13 protein-coding genes and 1 tRNA gene are annotated in these 13,471 nt (G+C 72.7%); 6 read left to right on the top strand and 8 right to left on the bottom strand.

Features of this window, described 5'->3' with window-relative positions; genetic code table 11:
* Positions 1 to 52: 52 nt before the first annotated feature.
* The 3 genes from ACZ7C5_RS02640 to ACZ7C5_RS02630 form a co-directional block, all read right to left on the bottom strand.
* Positions 53 to 277, bottom strand: a complete 225-nt coding sequence (locus ACZ7C5_RS02640; RefSeq protein ID WP_470321750.1) for a hypothetical protein — start codon at positions 275 to 277, stop codon at positions 53 to 55.
* Positions 278 to 327: 50 nt separating this feature from the next.
* Entirely contained in the window at positions 328 to 1,476 is a 1,149-nt protein-coding gene (locus tag ACZ7C5_RS02635) for a hypothetical protein (protein ID WP_470321749.1), read from the bottom strand.
* 72 nt (positions 1,477 to 1,548) lie between these two features.
* The gene (locus ACZ7C5_RS02630) at positions 1,549 to 1,770 is read right to left on the bottom strand and encodes a helix-turn-helix domain-containing protein (protein ID WP_470321748.1); all 222 of its coding nucleotides are present in this window, start codon (positions 1,768 to 1,770) and stop codon (positions 1,549 to 1,551) included.
* A 452-nt stretch (positions 1,771 to 2,222) separates the two neighbouring features.
* On the opposite strand from ACZ7C5_RS02630, the gene ACZ7C5_RS02625 reads away from it, so the two are divergent.
* Positions 2,223 to 4,235: a site-specific integrase gene (locus tag ACZ7C5_RS02625; protein WP_470321747.1), complete on the top strand. Its 2,013-nt coding sequence runs from the start codon at positions 2,223 to 2,225 to the stop codon at positions 4,233 to 4,235.
* Between the two features lie 1,465 nt (positions 4,236 to 5,700).
* Here the strand turns inward: ACZ7C5_RS02625 and ACZ7C5_RS02620 are convergent.
* The 3 genes from ACZ7C5_RS02620 to ACZ7C5_RS02610 form a co-directional block, all read right to left on the bottom strand.
* The gene (locus ACZ7C5_RS02620) at positions 5,701 to 6,423 is read right to left on the bottom strand and encodes a GmrSD restriction endonuclease domain-containing protein (protein ID WP_470321746.1); all 723 of its coding nucleotides are present in this window, start codon (positions 6,421 to 6,423) and stop codon (positions 5,701 to 5,703) included.
* A gap of 881 nt (positions 6,424 to 7,304) precedes the next feature.
* A tRNA-Lys gene (locus ACZ7C5_RS02615) sits at positions 7,305 to 7,380 on the bottom strand.
* A 47-nt stretch (positions 7,381 to 7,427) separates the two neighbouring features.
* A complete protein-coding gene (locus ACZ7C5_RS02610) occupies positions 7,428 to 8,189 on the bottom strand; it encodes a nucleotidyltransferase domain-containing protein (RefSeq protein ID WP_401088985.1) in 762 nt (253 codons plus the stop codon).
* Positions 8,190 to 8,325: 136 nt separating this feature from the next.
* Here ACZ7C5_RS02610 and ACZ7C5_RS02605 point away from each other — a divergent pair, with 136 nt between their 5' ends.
* Together ACZ7C5_RS02605 and ACZ7C5_RS02600 are read left to right on the top strand one after the other, a co-directional pair.
* Positions 8,326 to 9,087 (top strand): SDR family oxidoreductase, encoded by a 762-nt coding sequence (locus ACZ7C5_RS02605; RefSeq protein WP_401088986.1) that lies wholly within the window; start codon positions 8,326 to 8,328, stop codon positions 9,085 to 9,087.
* Positions 9,088 to 9,198: 111 nt separating this feature from the next.
* Positions 9,199 to 9,894, top strand: coding sequence for a tyrosine-protein phosphatase (locus ACZ7C5_RS02600; protein WP_401088988.1), 696 nt, complete (start codon positions 9,199 to 9,201; stop codon positions 9,892 to 9,894).
* A gap of 45 nt (positions 9,895 to 9,939) precedes the next feature.
* Here the strand turns inward: ACZ7C5_RS02600 and ACZ7C5_RS02595 are convergent, their stop codons facing one another.
* Entirely contained in the window at positions 9,940 to 10,404 is a 465-nt protein-coding gene (locus ACZ7C5_RS02595) for an RICIN domain-containing protein (RefSeq protein ID WP_470321745.1), read from the bottom strand.
* A 116-nt stretch (positions 10,405 to 10,520) separates the two neighbouring features.
* Between ACZ7C5_RS02595 and ACZ7C5_RS02590 the strand changes: the two genes are divergently transcribed.
* Both ACZ7C5_RS02590 and ACZ7C5_RS02585 read left to right on the top strand, forming a co-directional pair.
* Complete coding sequence (locus ACZ7C5_RS02590; protein WP_470321744.1) at positions 10,521 to 11,615, top strand: hypothetical protein; 1,095 nt, start codon at positions 10,521 to 10,523, stop codon at positions 11,613 to 11,615.
* A gap of 103 nt (positions 11,616 to 11,718) precedes the next feature.
* Positions 11,719 to 12,054, top strand: a complete 336-nt coding sequence (locus tag ACZ7C5_RS02585; protein WP_401088994.1) for a hypothetical protein — start codon at positions 11,719 to 11,721, stop codon at positions 12,052 to 12,054.
* 31 nt (positions 12,055 to 12,085) lie between these two features.
* On the opposite strand, the gene ACZ7C5_RS02580 is transcribed toward ACZ7C5_RS02585, so the two are convergent.
* Entirely contained in the window at positions 12,086 to 12,922 is an 837-nt protein-coding gene (locus ACZ7C5_RS02580; RefSeq protein ID WP_470321743.1) for a TIGR02452 family protein, read from the bottom strand.
* Between ACZ7C5_RS02580 and ACZ7C5_RS02575 the strand changes: the two genes are divergently transcribed.
* Positions 12,921 to 13,471: hypothetical protein (locus ACZ7C5_RS02575; RefSeq protein ID WP_470321742.1), on the top strand; the 551-nt coding region annotated here is incomplete at its 3' end. The genes ACZ7C5_RS02580 and ACZ7C5_RS02575 overlap by 2 nt on opposite strands.

Genomic DNA, 13,471 nt, shown 5'->3' with positions numbered 1-13,471 from the left:
ATCTGCTCTCGACCGGCCTGCTGGACCAGCAGGCCGGTTCGTTCTCACACCGTCAAGACGCGCGACGGGGCGAAGGGTTGCTCTCCATCTGCCGCGCGATGCAGGTGGCCGCGTGCGGCAGGTGCAGCCGTTCGTACGGCAGCAGCGGCAGTTCCGCGTTCGGGCGGCGCGAGCGGATGGTGCCGGTGCCGTCGCGGTAGACCGCGGTGTTGCCGAGCGCGCACGGGTGCGCGTCGACGGCCAGCCGCGCACCGGCGGCGGTGATGGTCCAGTGCACGGCCGTGCCGCACCGGCGGCATCGGGCGAGGCCTCGCGTCGGCAGCACGCTCACGCTTCTCCGGCCGCCGCGGCGTCGCCGACGAGAAGTGCCGACACCGCCCGCCAGCCGAACAGGGCGACAGCGTGGGCCTGGCCGTGGTCGGCGATCGCCTCCAGCACCTCCAGCGGGTCGGGAGCAGCCGCGCGCCCTCCGGGCAGGGCGGCCATCAGGGGCCGCTGCCCCGGCATCGGTGCCGCACCGGCGGTCCGGGCCCGGCCGCCCGGTACTTCGGGCAGTAGCGTCAGCGACCGTTCGGCGGCGGGTTCGGCTTCCTGGTCGCGTGCGATCGCGGTCTCGATCGAGGCGAACCGGTCCGCGACGCTCACCTGCGCCGCAGGGGCCGACCTTCGGCGTGCCGCAGTTCGGCGGCCGGGCCCGGCCGGGCGGTCAGGCGAAGGAAGTCCGGGCTGCTCCCGCTGCTCGCGCACCCACTTGCGCCACAGGGCCTGCCAGTCCGCGCCGAGGGTGGCGCGGCCGTGGTGCCAGTCCGTGAACGCCGCGGTCACGGCAGCCAGCCCGGCCGGGCCGCCGAGGCGGTCCAGGTGGCCGTCGGCCGCCGCCCACGCCAGCGTCGCGGTGTCCGGCCAGAAGCCGTCGGGCAAGGGGTGCCGGCGCGCTGCTGGCCCCCACCTACCTGCACCTTCCCCACCCACACCAGCCCCCTCCCTGCGGGAGGGGCGGGGAGGGGCCGGACGCGTACGAGGACGCGGGACGTCCCCCAGGGACGCGGGCGGCTGGCCTGCGCGGACCTCGCCGGATGGGGCACAGTTTGGTCCCGGATCGTCGGCGGAATCGTCGCCGTTCGACGGCGGGTTGCGCTGCTGGCGCTTCTTCTCTGCCGCGCGCCGACGCCGCTCCTGGACCTGGCGGCGGCTCGGGTTGGCGTCCAGGTAGCCGTGCATCATGTAGTCGCCGCGCCGAGGCTGGGGGCAACGTGCGCACGAGTGCCCGGCCTCGTGCCACAGCCCGGAGGCGAGCAGTTTGGCGATCTGGGTGGTCGTGCCGTTCTTCGCCGCGACCGCCCCGGGGATCACCCCGTCGGTCAGGTGGGCGCTCGCGTAGGCACCGCAGCGCACCCACAGGCCGACGGCCGCGTTGCCCGCCGAGAGGATCTTGGGGTGGTCGTCCGTGCTGTCGCCGACGGCGAACCAGGGCATGTCGGTGTTCTCCTACCAAGGTGGGGTGCCGGGTCCGCAGTCCGGCATGGCGGTCGAGGGTGAGGGCAGCGCTCAGGCGGCGGTGTCGGCGGCCTGGTCGAGGCCCAGCAGGACGCGCAGCTTCGCGGTCGGAACCAGGAGGCGACGGCCGACGGTGATCGTCGGGATATCGCCGCGCCGGGCGGCGTTGTAGCTGGCGGCGCGCTCAAGACCGAGGATGCGGCCGGCCTCGGGCACGGTCATCGTCGGCTGGACCTGAGGGTCGGGAAGGGCGGGAACGGGGCTCGTTGTCATGCCCGCACCTTGGCCCGCGCCGGACCCTACCGTCCCGCCGTCCACGGCCGGTGCGGGCAGTTCCCATGTGTGCCGCACCGGCTGCGCCGGTACACCGAAGGCCACATCGATGCAGGTCAACGTCCATGCGAGCCGCGAATGGCGCCCTTGCCGAGGAATTCCATCCCGCCCGGAACGGCCGCCCGCGACCGCGCGGAACCAGGGCAACTACCGTACAGCGACGGCACGCCGACCACTCGGTCGTCTGCCCCGGTCCATCTCCGTCTATGTCGGCAAGGGCACGGCTGACCCCGTCCAGCCTCGGCGCGACCCAACCGTGCCACCCGCCGTACGGTCACGGCCAACTCCCCATAACCACACCGGCCTGTGCCCTGACCAGCGCGGTGCCGGTGAGTGTGGGCGTGCCATGACCGCCGCCCCAACCAGCGGGGCCTGAGCGCCGATTGAGAGAGATGAGCGAGCGCGAGTCGAAGAACGACAGTCCCGGGTCGGTGTACCGCCGCTGCACCTGCCGCGAGCCCGTCCTGGACGAGAACAGGCAGCCCGTGCTGGACGCGGGGGGAAAGCCCAAGATGCGCGAACTCGGAGCCCGCTGCCTGAAGCTGAAAGGCAAGAAGGCCCACGGAACGTGGTGGTACTACCTCAAGCTGAAGCCCGGCCCCGACGGCAAGCCCAAGCGGGACCGCAGGGGCGGGTACGCGGACAAGGACGCTGCCGTGGTCGCCCTGAAGAAGGCGATCGGCAAGGTGGACCGCGGTGAGGTGATCGACCACCGCACCACGGTCGCCCAGTACTTGATCAAATGGCTGGAGCAGCGCAAGACCCTGGAGCCGACGACCGTCAGCTCCTACGAGAGCCACCTGCGGATCTACCTGATCCCCGCGCTCGGCCACATCAAGCTGGAGGACCTGACCGCCGAGCCGATCGCCGACATGTTCGACGCGATCCAGGCCCGCAACGTCGTCATCGCCTACGAGCTGGCGCTGATCGCCAAGGCCCGCGCCGAGTACGCCGAGTGGAAGGCCCTGTACGGGCGCAAACCGGGCCGGCCGAAGAGGAACGCCTCACCTCCGCCGGTGCCCGCGCCGGAGATACCCAAGCGCGAGCCGCACGCCCAGATGCGCATCGTCGCCCCGGCGACCATGCAACGCATCCGCGCCACCCTGCGCTCCGCCCTCACGGCGGCGGTCAAGAAGGGCCAGGTCAGCCGGAACTGGGCGAGCCTGGTCGACCTGCCCTCCGGCAAGCGGCCGAAGGCGTTGCTGTGGACACCGGAGCGCGTCGAGGAGTGGCGGCGCACCGGCGAGAAGCCGTCGAAGGTGATGGTGTGGACCCCGGAGCAGGCCGGCCAGTTCCTCGACGGCATCGAGGGGGACTGGCTGCGCGCCTTCTGGCACCTGGCCATTTTCCGAGGGCTGCGCCGGGGCGAGGGCGCCGGCTTCGAATGGCCGAAGGCCAACCTTGAGACCGCGGTCATCACCGTCGACTGGCAGGTGGTCACGGTGAAGGGCAAGCCGCTCGGGAAGAAGCCGAAGCAGGACAGCGAGCGCACCCTCGCCCTCGACAGCCACACCCTCCAGGAACTGCGGGACCACCGCGACCGGATGACCGAGGCCCGCCACGACGCGGCCGAAGCCGGACAGCCATGGTCGGTGACCGACAAGGTGTTCGTCCGCGAGGACGGCACCGAGATCAACCCGGACTACCTCACCGACCGGTTCGAGCTGCTGTGCAACAAGCTGGGCCTGCCTCCCGTACGCTTGCACGATCTTCGGCACCTCGCGGCCACCCTGCTGCTCGGCGCGGGCGCGGACCTCAAGGTCGTGCAGGAGGTACTCGGCCACGCCACGTACATACTGACCGCCGACACCTACACCTCCGTCCTGCCGTCCCTCGACCGTGAGAACGCCGAGAAGGCCGCCGCCCTCGTCCCGGTGAAGTCCCGCAGCACCTCCAGCGCCCCGCTGGTGTACCTGCTGGTGCTCGGTGGCTTCGAGGTCGCTATGACCAACGCCGAGGACGCGCACACCATCGTGGACCTGTGGAACAAGTTCCTGGCCCACGGCTATCCCGGGCTGAGGGAACGCCCCACGACGATGCCGAAGAAGCGTACCCGCTGGTCCGGCCGCGGGGTGCTGTGGGAGCGCCAGCCCCGGCACCAGCAAATCCACTCCGCCGTCGCCTGCGTCGACCGCCGCACCGGCGCACCGATCTACCGGCTGCCGCTCACCGGGCAGCCGTGCTTCGAGTTCGAACGCGACCTGTACACCGACCAGGCCGCCGTCAGCTCGGTGCAGCTGCGTCACGGCCTGCGCGGCACCATCGAAGTCGTGGCCCGCGGCACGGACGAGAAGGCGGTCAAGACCGCCTTCGAGCAAGCCCTGGAGCAGGCCGCGCAGCTCCACGCCACCAGTGCTCCCGAGGCCGACGACGACCAGCCCCCGGGCGAGATCGTCTCGGCGTAACGGCCTTCTGGCCAAACCCCGTGGGGCCGGAGCAATCTGCTCCGGCCCCCGGTGCCTGCTGCGCACCCACCACGCCAGCCCTCGACGCCATCAACAGCGTCCTCGCCACGACGGACTCGGACAGGCACGAGACGATGCGCCACCTCGCCCCGCCCTTCCTACTCAAGCTGGCCGCCGTCGAAGCTCCTCAGCCTGCCCAACCGAGGTCCGCCCTCAATCCCCTGTCAATATCTGACATCGATTGACATAGATGCCTACCTTCAAGCGCAAAATTAACGCCGCTTATTGATAATTAATATAAACTATTCACCCCATCGGGTGAACAGTCCTGCGCCCTTCGCACGCCGCCGTTTCCAGCTTCGTAGCGTTGCCGTTAGTCCGAACGAGCCACGATCAACCGGTGCAAGCAGCGGGGAACGTCAATCTCTGCTCGACTGCACCGGCATGCCGCGCTGCATTGCAGAAAGTCACCGTGCGAGGAAGGGGACCCTTCGACAGTCGGACCATCCACTGGGCGGCGGGTGGTCGGCTATTGCATGAAGCCCACTTCACGCGGCAGTGGGCTCCACAACATTTCACCAAGAAGGAGAGGCTGTGCCCACCTACTCGCACTGGCGGTCGGTCGCCTCTTCTTCAGCCCCTCCGCGAACAGCACCGCTGGCCGCGGCCCATCCCACCGGCACGGGCCGCGGCCGGCGCCCACCGAAGGCTCTGCGGAGGCCCTTGCCGACGGCCCGCAGCACCGGGACTACGATCGGCCAGCCGACCCTGAAGAGCAGGGCGGCCTCATCGGCCGTCTCGCCCTCCATCGAAGCCGCGATAATCCCGGGCACCACGAGCCTCAGCACCGAGTCGAGCGCGTACACGCACCGCTCGGCCAGCTGTGGTGTAGCCGTGCACCCGCGTGGGCATCCCCCAAGACGGGCCGCAGGAGACTGCGGCTCTGCGCCCGAATTCACGTTCGGGCAGCGAGCAGGGGCCTCACTCATGTGATCCTCCTGTATTTCCAGGGTGGCTCCCAGCGGCCTGGACTCGGCCTGACAACTTTGACCAGGCCGCTGGGGGGCATTCGATTGGTTACCGGCATCAGCCAGATTCCCATTTCACATATCAGAACGAGAAGGGTCCAGGCGAGTTACCCGACAACACGCCTGCGAGTTAATAAATTCTGTTTTGCTTCCATGCCGGGGACCGGCATGGTAGGCACTTGCAGCTCACGCCGATTGGCGTGAGCAATTCAAAATTCGGTCGGCTCCGGGCCCCGCCTGACTCCCACCAAGGTTCTCGACCGCACCCAAGATGATGAAGATCGCCACGTTCGTGATCCGGCATGTCCGCTGGCCAAGATCTGGCGACGCCGAGCCGGCCTGCTGTCGGCCGAGGGACCACGTCGGCCAACAGCTGGCGCGGTACGAACGCGCGGAGGCGGCCGAGGTCCCACGCCCCGGCTGCCGCCTCCCCTCCGCTACGGGGCCGACTCGTACTCCACCGTCGCGGCCGGGCACCGTTGAGCGAGGCCGGCCAGCGCGTCGGCCTCCGCAGGATCCGCCGCCAGGCGCCAGCTCAGTTTGGTGGAGACCCACTCGGCGGCGTACCGGCAATGAACGTCGCCGCCGAGCGGCGGAAGCCACTGCGCCGGGTCCTTGTCACCCTTGGCCCTGTTGGACTTCGCGGTGACCGCAACGAGGGTGAGCGGGCTGCCCTGGTCGTTGGCGTAGGCCTCTCGGCGGGCTGCATCCCAGGCGTAGCCCCCCGAGTCATGGACTTCGGCAAGCGGAACGATGTGGTCAACATCCAGAGCGGAGGCGGACGTTACGGTCACGCCGTCGTAGTACGAGAACCACTCGCCGCCCACCAACTTGCACCCCGACGTCACCTGCGGCGCGACCACGGCCTCGGACAGGATCACCTCCGCCCGGGTGTTGCACCCATCGGCGAGGTCGAGCCCGCGGTTCCAGTGCTTGTAGAGGCTGCGGTCGTAGTCGTCGCGGTGTTCCTCTGCGATGGGCAGCAAGGCGACCGCCTCGGACAGGCGCAGCGGGCCCGGGACCTGAACGGCGACAGCCGAAGCCTGGGCGGCCGCGCTTGCGGCCCGCGCGTCGACGGCGTCGGCGGGAACGGCGCCCAGAAGAGGCAGTGCAGCGAGGGCGAGCGCAGGCAGGCCGCGCCGCAGCATATTTGTGATCATGATGGGGTTATAGCGATCGTCCGCACCCGTCCGGGCCGTCTCAGGCGAGAGACCACCCGTCCGTGTGTCGAACACGGTGCCCGGTGGACGGGCGTCGGACCCGCCGTACCTCTGCCCGGCCCCCTCTCCAGCATCTGGTGGGGTGTTACGCCAACTGGGTCACGGTGTTATCCACACCCAGGGGTTATCCACAGGCTGCGGTGCGCGCCAGCCACGGCCACGCTGTGGTCGGCAGAATCCGTGCCGGTGGCCTCGAGCAGGGGCCGGTGCCGAAGGGCGGTCGAGGATGGGTCGAGCGGGATCACGGAAGCGGCGGGCCGGCCGGTCCGGGACGAGAAGGTCGTCCGTTGGGGGACGCCGTCCGACCGAGCGGACGGCACCGCCGCAGGGGCGGGCGCTGGCGGCGGCCCGGGTGGGCGCCCGGCTGCTGGGGGAGCTCATCGGAGGAATCCTGGGGACCTGACCCGCCGGTCCGAGAGCGTCGTCCCGGCGGCCACCACCCGGCCGGAGGCCCGGCGATGGGTGGCTCGGGTCCGTGCAGGACTGGAGACGGCCGAACAATGCCACCGCAATGCCGTTCACCGGCGCGACCGGCTCGCAGCTCATGACGAAGACGGGCGGGCAGTGCTCCTGGCTGAGGGCACCAGGAGGTACACGCGAAGGGTGAGGATTCTCCCCGAACTTGGAGGCTGCTGGACCGCCACGGACGTGTATGGAAAGGGGCCCAGAGGGGGCCCTTCGGGGGCGCTATCCCCGCTCCGTCCCCGCCTGAGGACAAAAAGGGGCAAAGCGAAGGCCAGGCAGGGCGCCAACGCAGACCGCGAGAAAGCTACAAATGTGAAAAGAGCCAGGTCAGTTGAGGTCTGACCTGGCTCTTCGAGTGGTGGGCCGCCAGGGGCTCGAACCCTGAACCTACGGATTAAAAGTCCGCAGCTCTGCCAATTGAGCTAGCGGCCCACGGCCCTCGCGCGCCGGGGGTACCGGATGGGAGGACCACGGCGATCCTACCCGGTGGGGCCCAGGGCTCCGCCAGTGGATTGCACGGGCGTGCCGGGATTGTCGACCGGTCCTCGAGGCGGCGTGTAGTGGGCGGCACGGACCCGGCGGAGCCAGGCCTCGGCGGGGCGCGGGTCGGCGGCCGCGGGCAGCACGCCGGGGCCGGCGAGGCGCTCGGCGGCGTCGGCGAGCAGCGGCTCGGCGAGGCCGGGGTGGTCGGCGATGCGTTCGCCCAGGTCGCGGACGCGTTCGGGGTCGGGCAGCCGGATCAGGTTGCGGCCGGTCCGGTGCAGGCGGACGGCCTGCTCGACCAGCCGGACCAGGTGCCTGGCGTGCTTGGCGGCCCGGCGGCGGGTGGCCGGGTCGGTCGTGTCGCGGGTCAGCAGCTTGCGGAACTGCTGGTCGGCGTAGCCGAGGTAGGCCTTCCGCACGGCGGGCGCGCTGAGGAAGGAGTCGCGCAGGCCGACCAGTTCGTCGCCGAGCGGGGTGCGGACCTCGTACAGCCCGTCCGGCAGCCAGACCAGCTCGGAGGCGGTCGGGTTGCAGTTCAGCGCCAGCCGGCACCACTTGGCGGCCTCGTGCAGGGTGACGTCGGGCGCGGTGGTGACGTGCGACTCGGCGGGGCGGTGCAGGCCGTGCAACTCCTCGGTGGGGGTGGCGAACAGGCCCAGCCGGTCGAGGTCGGAGCCGGCGTGGGCGAAGCCGTACGCGGTGGAGCCGACGATGCCCGAGAGCAGGACCGTGCCGGGAACGGCCGGGGCGGTGGACATCCACGGACTCCTCTCGGACGTCGAACGGGCGGGCGGGTGCCGCGCCCACGGCCGATCCTCTCCGGAACGGGCCGCGCCGGGCGAGCGAATTCCGCTCCTGGCCCACCGCGTGCCGCCGCCGGGTAGCGTACGGACCATGTCGACCACCACCACCGACGAGGTCCTGATCGTCACCGGCGCGAGTCGCGGCATCGGCGCCGCCACCGCCCTGCTGGCGGCCCGCCGCGGCTACCGGGTCTGCGTCAACTACCGTACGGACGAGGCCGCCGCGGCGGCCGTCGTGGAAGCGATCGGGGCCGCGGGCGGCACCGCCCTCGCGGTCCGCGCCGACGTCACCCGCACCGCCGAGGTGGAGCGGCTGTTCGCCACCGTGGACGCCGAACTCGGCCCGCTCACCGGCCTGGTGAACAACGCCGGCACGCTGGAGAAGCAGTGCCGGCTGGACGAGATCGACGAGGACCGACTGAACCGGATCTGGGCCGCCAACATCACCGGCCCGTTCCTGTGCGCGGCCCAGGCCGTCCGCCGGATGTCCACCCGGTACGGCGGTCGCGGCGGCGCCATCGTCAACGTCGGCTCGGCCGCCTCCCGGATCGGCTCGCCGAACGAGTACGTCGACTACGCGGCCGCCAAGGGCGCGGTGGACTCGATGACCCGCGGCCTGGCCCTGGAGGTCGCCGCCGAGGGCATCCGGGTCAACACGGTGCGGCCCGGACTGATCCACACCGGCATCCACGCGCTCGGCGGCGAGCCGGGCCGGGTCGACCGGGTCGCGCCCGGCCTGCCGATGCGGCGCGGCGGACAGCCGGAGGAGGTCGCCGAGGCGGTCCTCTTCCTGCTCTCCCCGGCGGCCTCGTACACCACGGGGGCGTTCCTGGAGGTCTCGGGCGGGCGCTGAACAGCCTGTTCCGCACCGGAGGGGGCCGGTTTCGGCCGACGTCCCGCGGCCACCGAGCGGCCCCCTCCGGTTTCCTTCCGCCCGCCCGCCCCCGCCCGTACGGTGGTGGCCATGACCGACGCCTTCATCGACATCCCCGGTGTGCGCAACTTCCGTGACGCGGGCGGGATCGGCGCCCTCCGCCGGGGCGCGCTGTACCGCTCCGGCTCCTTCCACACGCTCACCGGGGAGGGTGCCAGGCGGCTCAAGGCGCTCGGCCTGCGGACGGTGGTCGACCTGCGCAGCGCGTTCGAGCTGGAGGTCTGGCCGGACCAGCGGCACGACCTCGACCACGAGACCCTCCACCTGCCGACCCTGCCCGCCGACCGCGGCGACGTCGACCTGCCCTGGCCCGAGGACCAGGCCGCCCTCTACCCCTTCATGGCCGAGACGGCCGGCCCCTCGCTCGCCGCCGTCATCCGCCGCCTCGCCGCGCCCGGGTCACTGGCCGTCGTCGTCCACTGCGCCGTCGGCAAGGACCGCACCGGCCTCACCATCGCCGTCCTCCAGTCCCTGCTGGGCGCCTCCGAGGCCGAGATCACCGCCGACTACCTGCTCTCCAACCTCGGCCTGGGCCTCGACAAGGGCCCCGCCCCGTACATCGACGAGACCGGCGCCGAGCGCCTCTCCCGCCCGGTCGACGCCGAACTCCTCGCCTCCTCCCTGGCCTGGATCCACGGCAGGCACGGCACGATCCCCGACTACCTCCGCCACCACGGCACCACGGACGCCGAACTCGACGCCGTCCGCGCCAACCTCTCCGCCTGACGGACCGCCGGGTCGGCGGGTCGGCGGTCTGGCGGGTCGGTACGGCTAGCCCTTCCGGCGCTCGAAGCGCCACCACTGGGCCGGGACGTCGGCGTCCTCCCGCTGGTGGACGTCGGCCTCCGGGGTGTCGCCCGCCGTGAGGGGCTTGCCGCTGATGAAGCTGGTGACCGTGTAGGTGCCGGGGGCGTCGACGTGCGCCTCCAGCAGCCACTCCTGGGCGCCGAAGGCGTTGGCCGACCACTGCTGGACGCGGACGCCGTCGTCCGTGGAGGCGCCGGTGACGTCCAGGCGCTTGCCGCTGCCGGCGTTCTCGATGTGGAACAGCGCCCCGCCCGGGTGCACGGCGGTGAGGCGCCAGAGCTGGGCGTCGCTGCCGTCGTCCGTGCCGAGGACGATCCGGGCACCGCTGCGCCGGGAGGCGTCGGCGACCCGGAGCAGCAGCCCGCTGCCGACGTTGCGGACGAGGTAGCTGCCGTCGGTGATCGCGGAACTGGCCACTGAACTGGTCACCCTCGAAGTCTGCCACCGGGGGCCGACAGGCCCCCGTGGAGCCGGGGCCTGCCCGGGCCGGCCGGGGCCGCGGAAGCGTTTCCTCCGCACCGGTTCGGCCCCCTATGCTGCGGCGAATGTCCACCGAGCAGATACCGTCGCACCGTCAACAGCCCACCTTCACCGAAGCCGTGGCCGCCCTGGAGGCCGTGGTCGCGGCCGGGGACGACGAGCAGTTCGGGCCCGCCCTCGGGCTGGTCGGCGGACTGTTCGGCGCGGCCGACCCGGCGGAGCCGGTGGCGGCCGGTCCCCGGCTGGCCGCGCTGCTGCCGGACGCCCCGCCGTTCCCCCGCGCGCACCTGGCCATGGTGGTGGGCGCCTGCGTGGAGCACGGCGCCGACCCGGTCGCCTGCTCCGGTCCGGTGCTGGCCGGCCTGCGCGGGGCGCTGACCGGCGCGCAGCTGCTGGTGCGGCGCTGGGTCTCCACCGGCGGCGGCCCGCTGCCCGACGCGGAGGAGGACGATCCGGCCGAGGCGCACGAGCGGATCGCCGACCCCGCGCACCTGGACGAGTGGAACGCCCACCTGGCCGTGGTGGCCTGGTGGACGCTGCACCTGTGGCAGCAGGCGGCCTGGGCGGTGTACGCGCACGCGGCGGTCAGGGCCGAGGCCCGCGCCTCGGGCGTGACCGGGGTGCTCCTGGAGCTGTTCGAGCGCTACCAGGGCGAGCAGCACGACTTCAAGGGCCTGGTCCACCTGGCCCTGATGCTGGACGACGAGCCGTTGCTGGTGCTCGACCGCCCCACCGGCACCGGCTACCTGCTGCGGATGAGCGGCCTGAGCGACACCTTCCAGCTGCACACCCTGCTCGCCGACGTGCTGGTCGGCGGCGGCCACCTGCCCGGCACCCCGCAGGACCCGGAGGTGGTGGCGCTGGCCAGGACGGCGTTCCTGGACGGCCGCCGGGTGATCGCCGCGGGCGCCTTCGACCTGGTCGCGCCGGACGGCTCCTGGATCTGGAACGAGGGGACGCCGAGCGACGTCCCGGTGGTGGACGGCGTGCGCACCCTGGTGCTGGAGCCGCTGCCGTACGAGCGCAGCTGGTCGGCCGGGCGGTTCATCCAGGAGGTCCCCGGCGACCTCCGGCTCGACCGGGTGCTCGACCCGGCGGAGGCGGCCCGGCTGCTGGCCGCCACGGCGCCGGGGCAGACGCCCGCCGAGGCGTTCCGCTAGCAGGCCCCGGCGGCACCGGAGGCACCGGAGGCCCGGGGGACCCGCCGCCCGTTCGCCGGGTTATCGTCGGAAACCGGCACAGCCCCTACGAGTGGAGTCGACGATGGCGAAGGTCCCGAACGTGCTCGCGGCCGCCGCGCCCGCGGCGCTGACCGCCGCGAGCGGTCTGGTCGGCGGTTACGGCGTCGCCCGCTGGAGCGGTCGGCGCGAACTGGGCGGCGCGGTGCTGGCGGTGGCCGGCGCCGGGGCGGCCGCGCAGTGGCGCCGGAGCTCGGGCACCGGCACCGCGGCGGCGCTGACCGGCCTGTACGTGGCGGCCTTCGGCGGCTCGCACCCGCTGGCGAAGCGGATCGGCGCCTGGCCGTCGGTCCTCGCCGTGACCGGCGTGGTCGCGGCGGCCTCCACCGCGGCGACGGCGCTCTCCGCCCGCCGGAAGTAACCGCCTGCCGGCCGGCCCGGCAGGCGGCCGGCTACCGGGCGACCGCCGTACCGAACCGGGCCTCGAAGGCGGCCCGGTTCGCCGAGACCGGCGTGCGGTCCCAGACCGCGAACACCACCCGCTCGAAGGCCGCCCCGTACCGGGCCAGCGCCCCCTCGAAGGCCTCGGCGACCTGCGCCGGGTCGTTGCCGAACACCCCGCAGCCCCAGGCCCCGAGCACCAGCGTGCGCACCTCGTGCCGGGCGGCCGCCGCGAGCACCCGTACGGCCCGCTCGGCGAGCACGCCCCGGACGTCCGTACCGGGCGAACGCCGTTCCAGCTGGCCCGCGTTGGGCGCGGGCGAGGTCAGGAAGGTGACCGGGTACGGCTGCGCCAGCAGGGCGCCGCGCCCGTCCCTGACCACCGGCACGGCCGGCGAGACGATCACCCGGTGGCTGTACCGGAGGTCGGTGGAGGCCCGGTGGGCCTCGTAGTAGTCCGGCGCCTCCAGCAGGCAGCTGTACAGCAGGGCGCTGCGGCAGAGGTCCTCCTCCTGGGCGCGGGCGCCGCGCAGGTAGCCGCCGCCGGGGTTGCGCGCGGAGGCGAAGTTCAGCACCCCGACCGGCCCCGCCCCGGCCTCGACCAGCCGCCGGGCGGCCTGGATGCTTCCCTCGGCCGTCACCTCGATCCGCCCGTCCGCCGGCCCGGGCCCGCGGTCCCCCGCCGCCGGCAGCGCGTCCAGGCCGCCCGGCGGGTACGACACCGTGCCGGCCCGCGCTGCCGCCAATTCCTCCCCCACCTGCACGAGTTCGCCCCCGGCCGTCCGGTAGCTCCCCCGCTCGGCGATCTCCTCGTTCACCCGTGCCACGTCGTGCAGTCTGCTGCTCATGGCCGCGACGCTACGGGACCGCCGCGCCCGCGCGCCACGGGTTATTCTCACTCGCAGAACAACACCGGGGCCCCGGCGGGATGCCGGGGAGGGGGAAACGCGAAGGGCCCGCTCCGGGGGGAGCGGGCCCTTCGTACGTTCAGCCCGGCCGGCGGGCGATCACCGGCCGTACGGCGTCAGGCTTTTCCGGCCGACGTCAGTTCTTCCAGCGCGGCTTGCGGTCGTCGCCACCGAAGCCACCGGAGCGGCCGCCGCGGTCGTCACGGTCACGACCGGCACCGCCACCGAAGCCACCACGGTCACGGTTGAAGCCACCGCGGTCGGACTGCGGACGGCCGCCGGAACGGTGGTCGTCGCGGCGCGAGAACGGACGGCTGCTGCCGCCGCGCTCGTCACGGTCACGGCCGAAGGACGGGCGGTCACCGAAGGCCGGACGGTCGCCGAAGGAGCGGGCCGGACGGTCGCCGAAGGAGCGGCCGCCGCGGTCGTCGCGGTCACGACCGGCACCGCCGCCGAAGCCACCGGAACGGCCGCCACGGTCGTCACGGT

It is taken from the genome of Kitasatospora sp. NPDC036993 (assembly GCF_055607525.1).
This window is presented reverse-complemented; position numbering and strand designations above follow the sequence as displayed.

Excerpts from the sequence above, each read along its gene's own strand:
- ACZ7C5_RS02635 (WP_470321749.1), bottom strand. The coding sequence starts at position 1,476 with ATGCCCTGGTTCGCCGTCGGCGACAGCACGGACGACCACCCCAAGATC.
- ACZ7C5_RS02630 (WP_470321748.1), bottom strand. The coding sequence starts at position 1,770 with ATGACAACGAGCCCCGTTCCCGCCCTTCCCGACCCTCAGGTCCAGCCG.
- ACZ7C5_RS02625 (WP_470321747.1), top strand. The coding sequence starts at position 2,223 with ATGAGCGAGCGCGAGTCGAAGAACGACAGTCCCGGGTCGGTGTACCGC.
- ACZ7C5_RS02620 (WP_470321746.1), bottom strand. The coding sequence starts at position 6,423 with ATGATCACAAATATGCTGCGGCGCGGCCTGCCTGCGCTCGCCCTCGCT.
- ACZ7C5_RS02610 (WP_401088985.1), bottom strand. The coding sequence starts at position 8,189 with ATGTCCACCGCCCCGGCCGTTCCCGGCACGGTCCTGCTCTCGGGCATC.
- ACZ7C5_RS02605 (WP_401088986.1), top strand. The coding sequence starts at position 8,326 with ATGTCGACCACCACCACCGACGAGGTCCTGATCGTCACCGGCGCGAGT.
- ACZ7C5_RS02600 (WP_401088988.1), top strand. The coding sequence starts at position 9,199 with ATGACCGACGCCTTCATCGACATCCCCGGTGTGCGCAACTTCCGTGAC.
- ACZ7C5_RS02590 (WP_470321744.1), top strand. The coding sequence starts at position 10,521 with ATGTCCACCGAGCAGATACCGTCGCACCGTCAACAGCCCACCTTCACC.
- ACZ7C5_RS02585 (WP_401088994.1), top strand. The coding sequence starts at position 11,719 with ATGGCGAAGGTCCCGAACGTGCTCGCGGCCGCCGCGCCCGCGGCGCTG.
- ACZ7C5_RS02580 (WP_470321743.1), bottom strand. The coding sequence starts at position 12,922 with ATGAGCAGCAGACTGCACGACGTGGCACGGGTGAACGAGGAGATCGCC.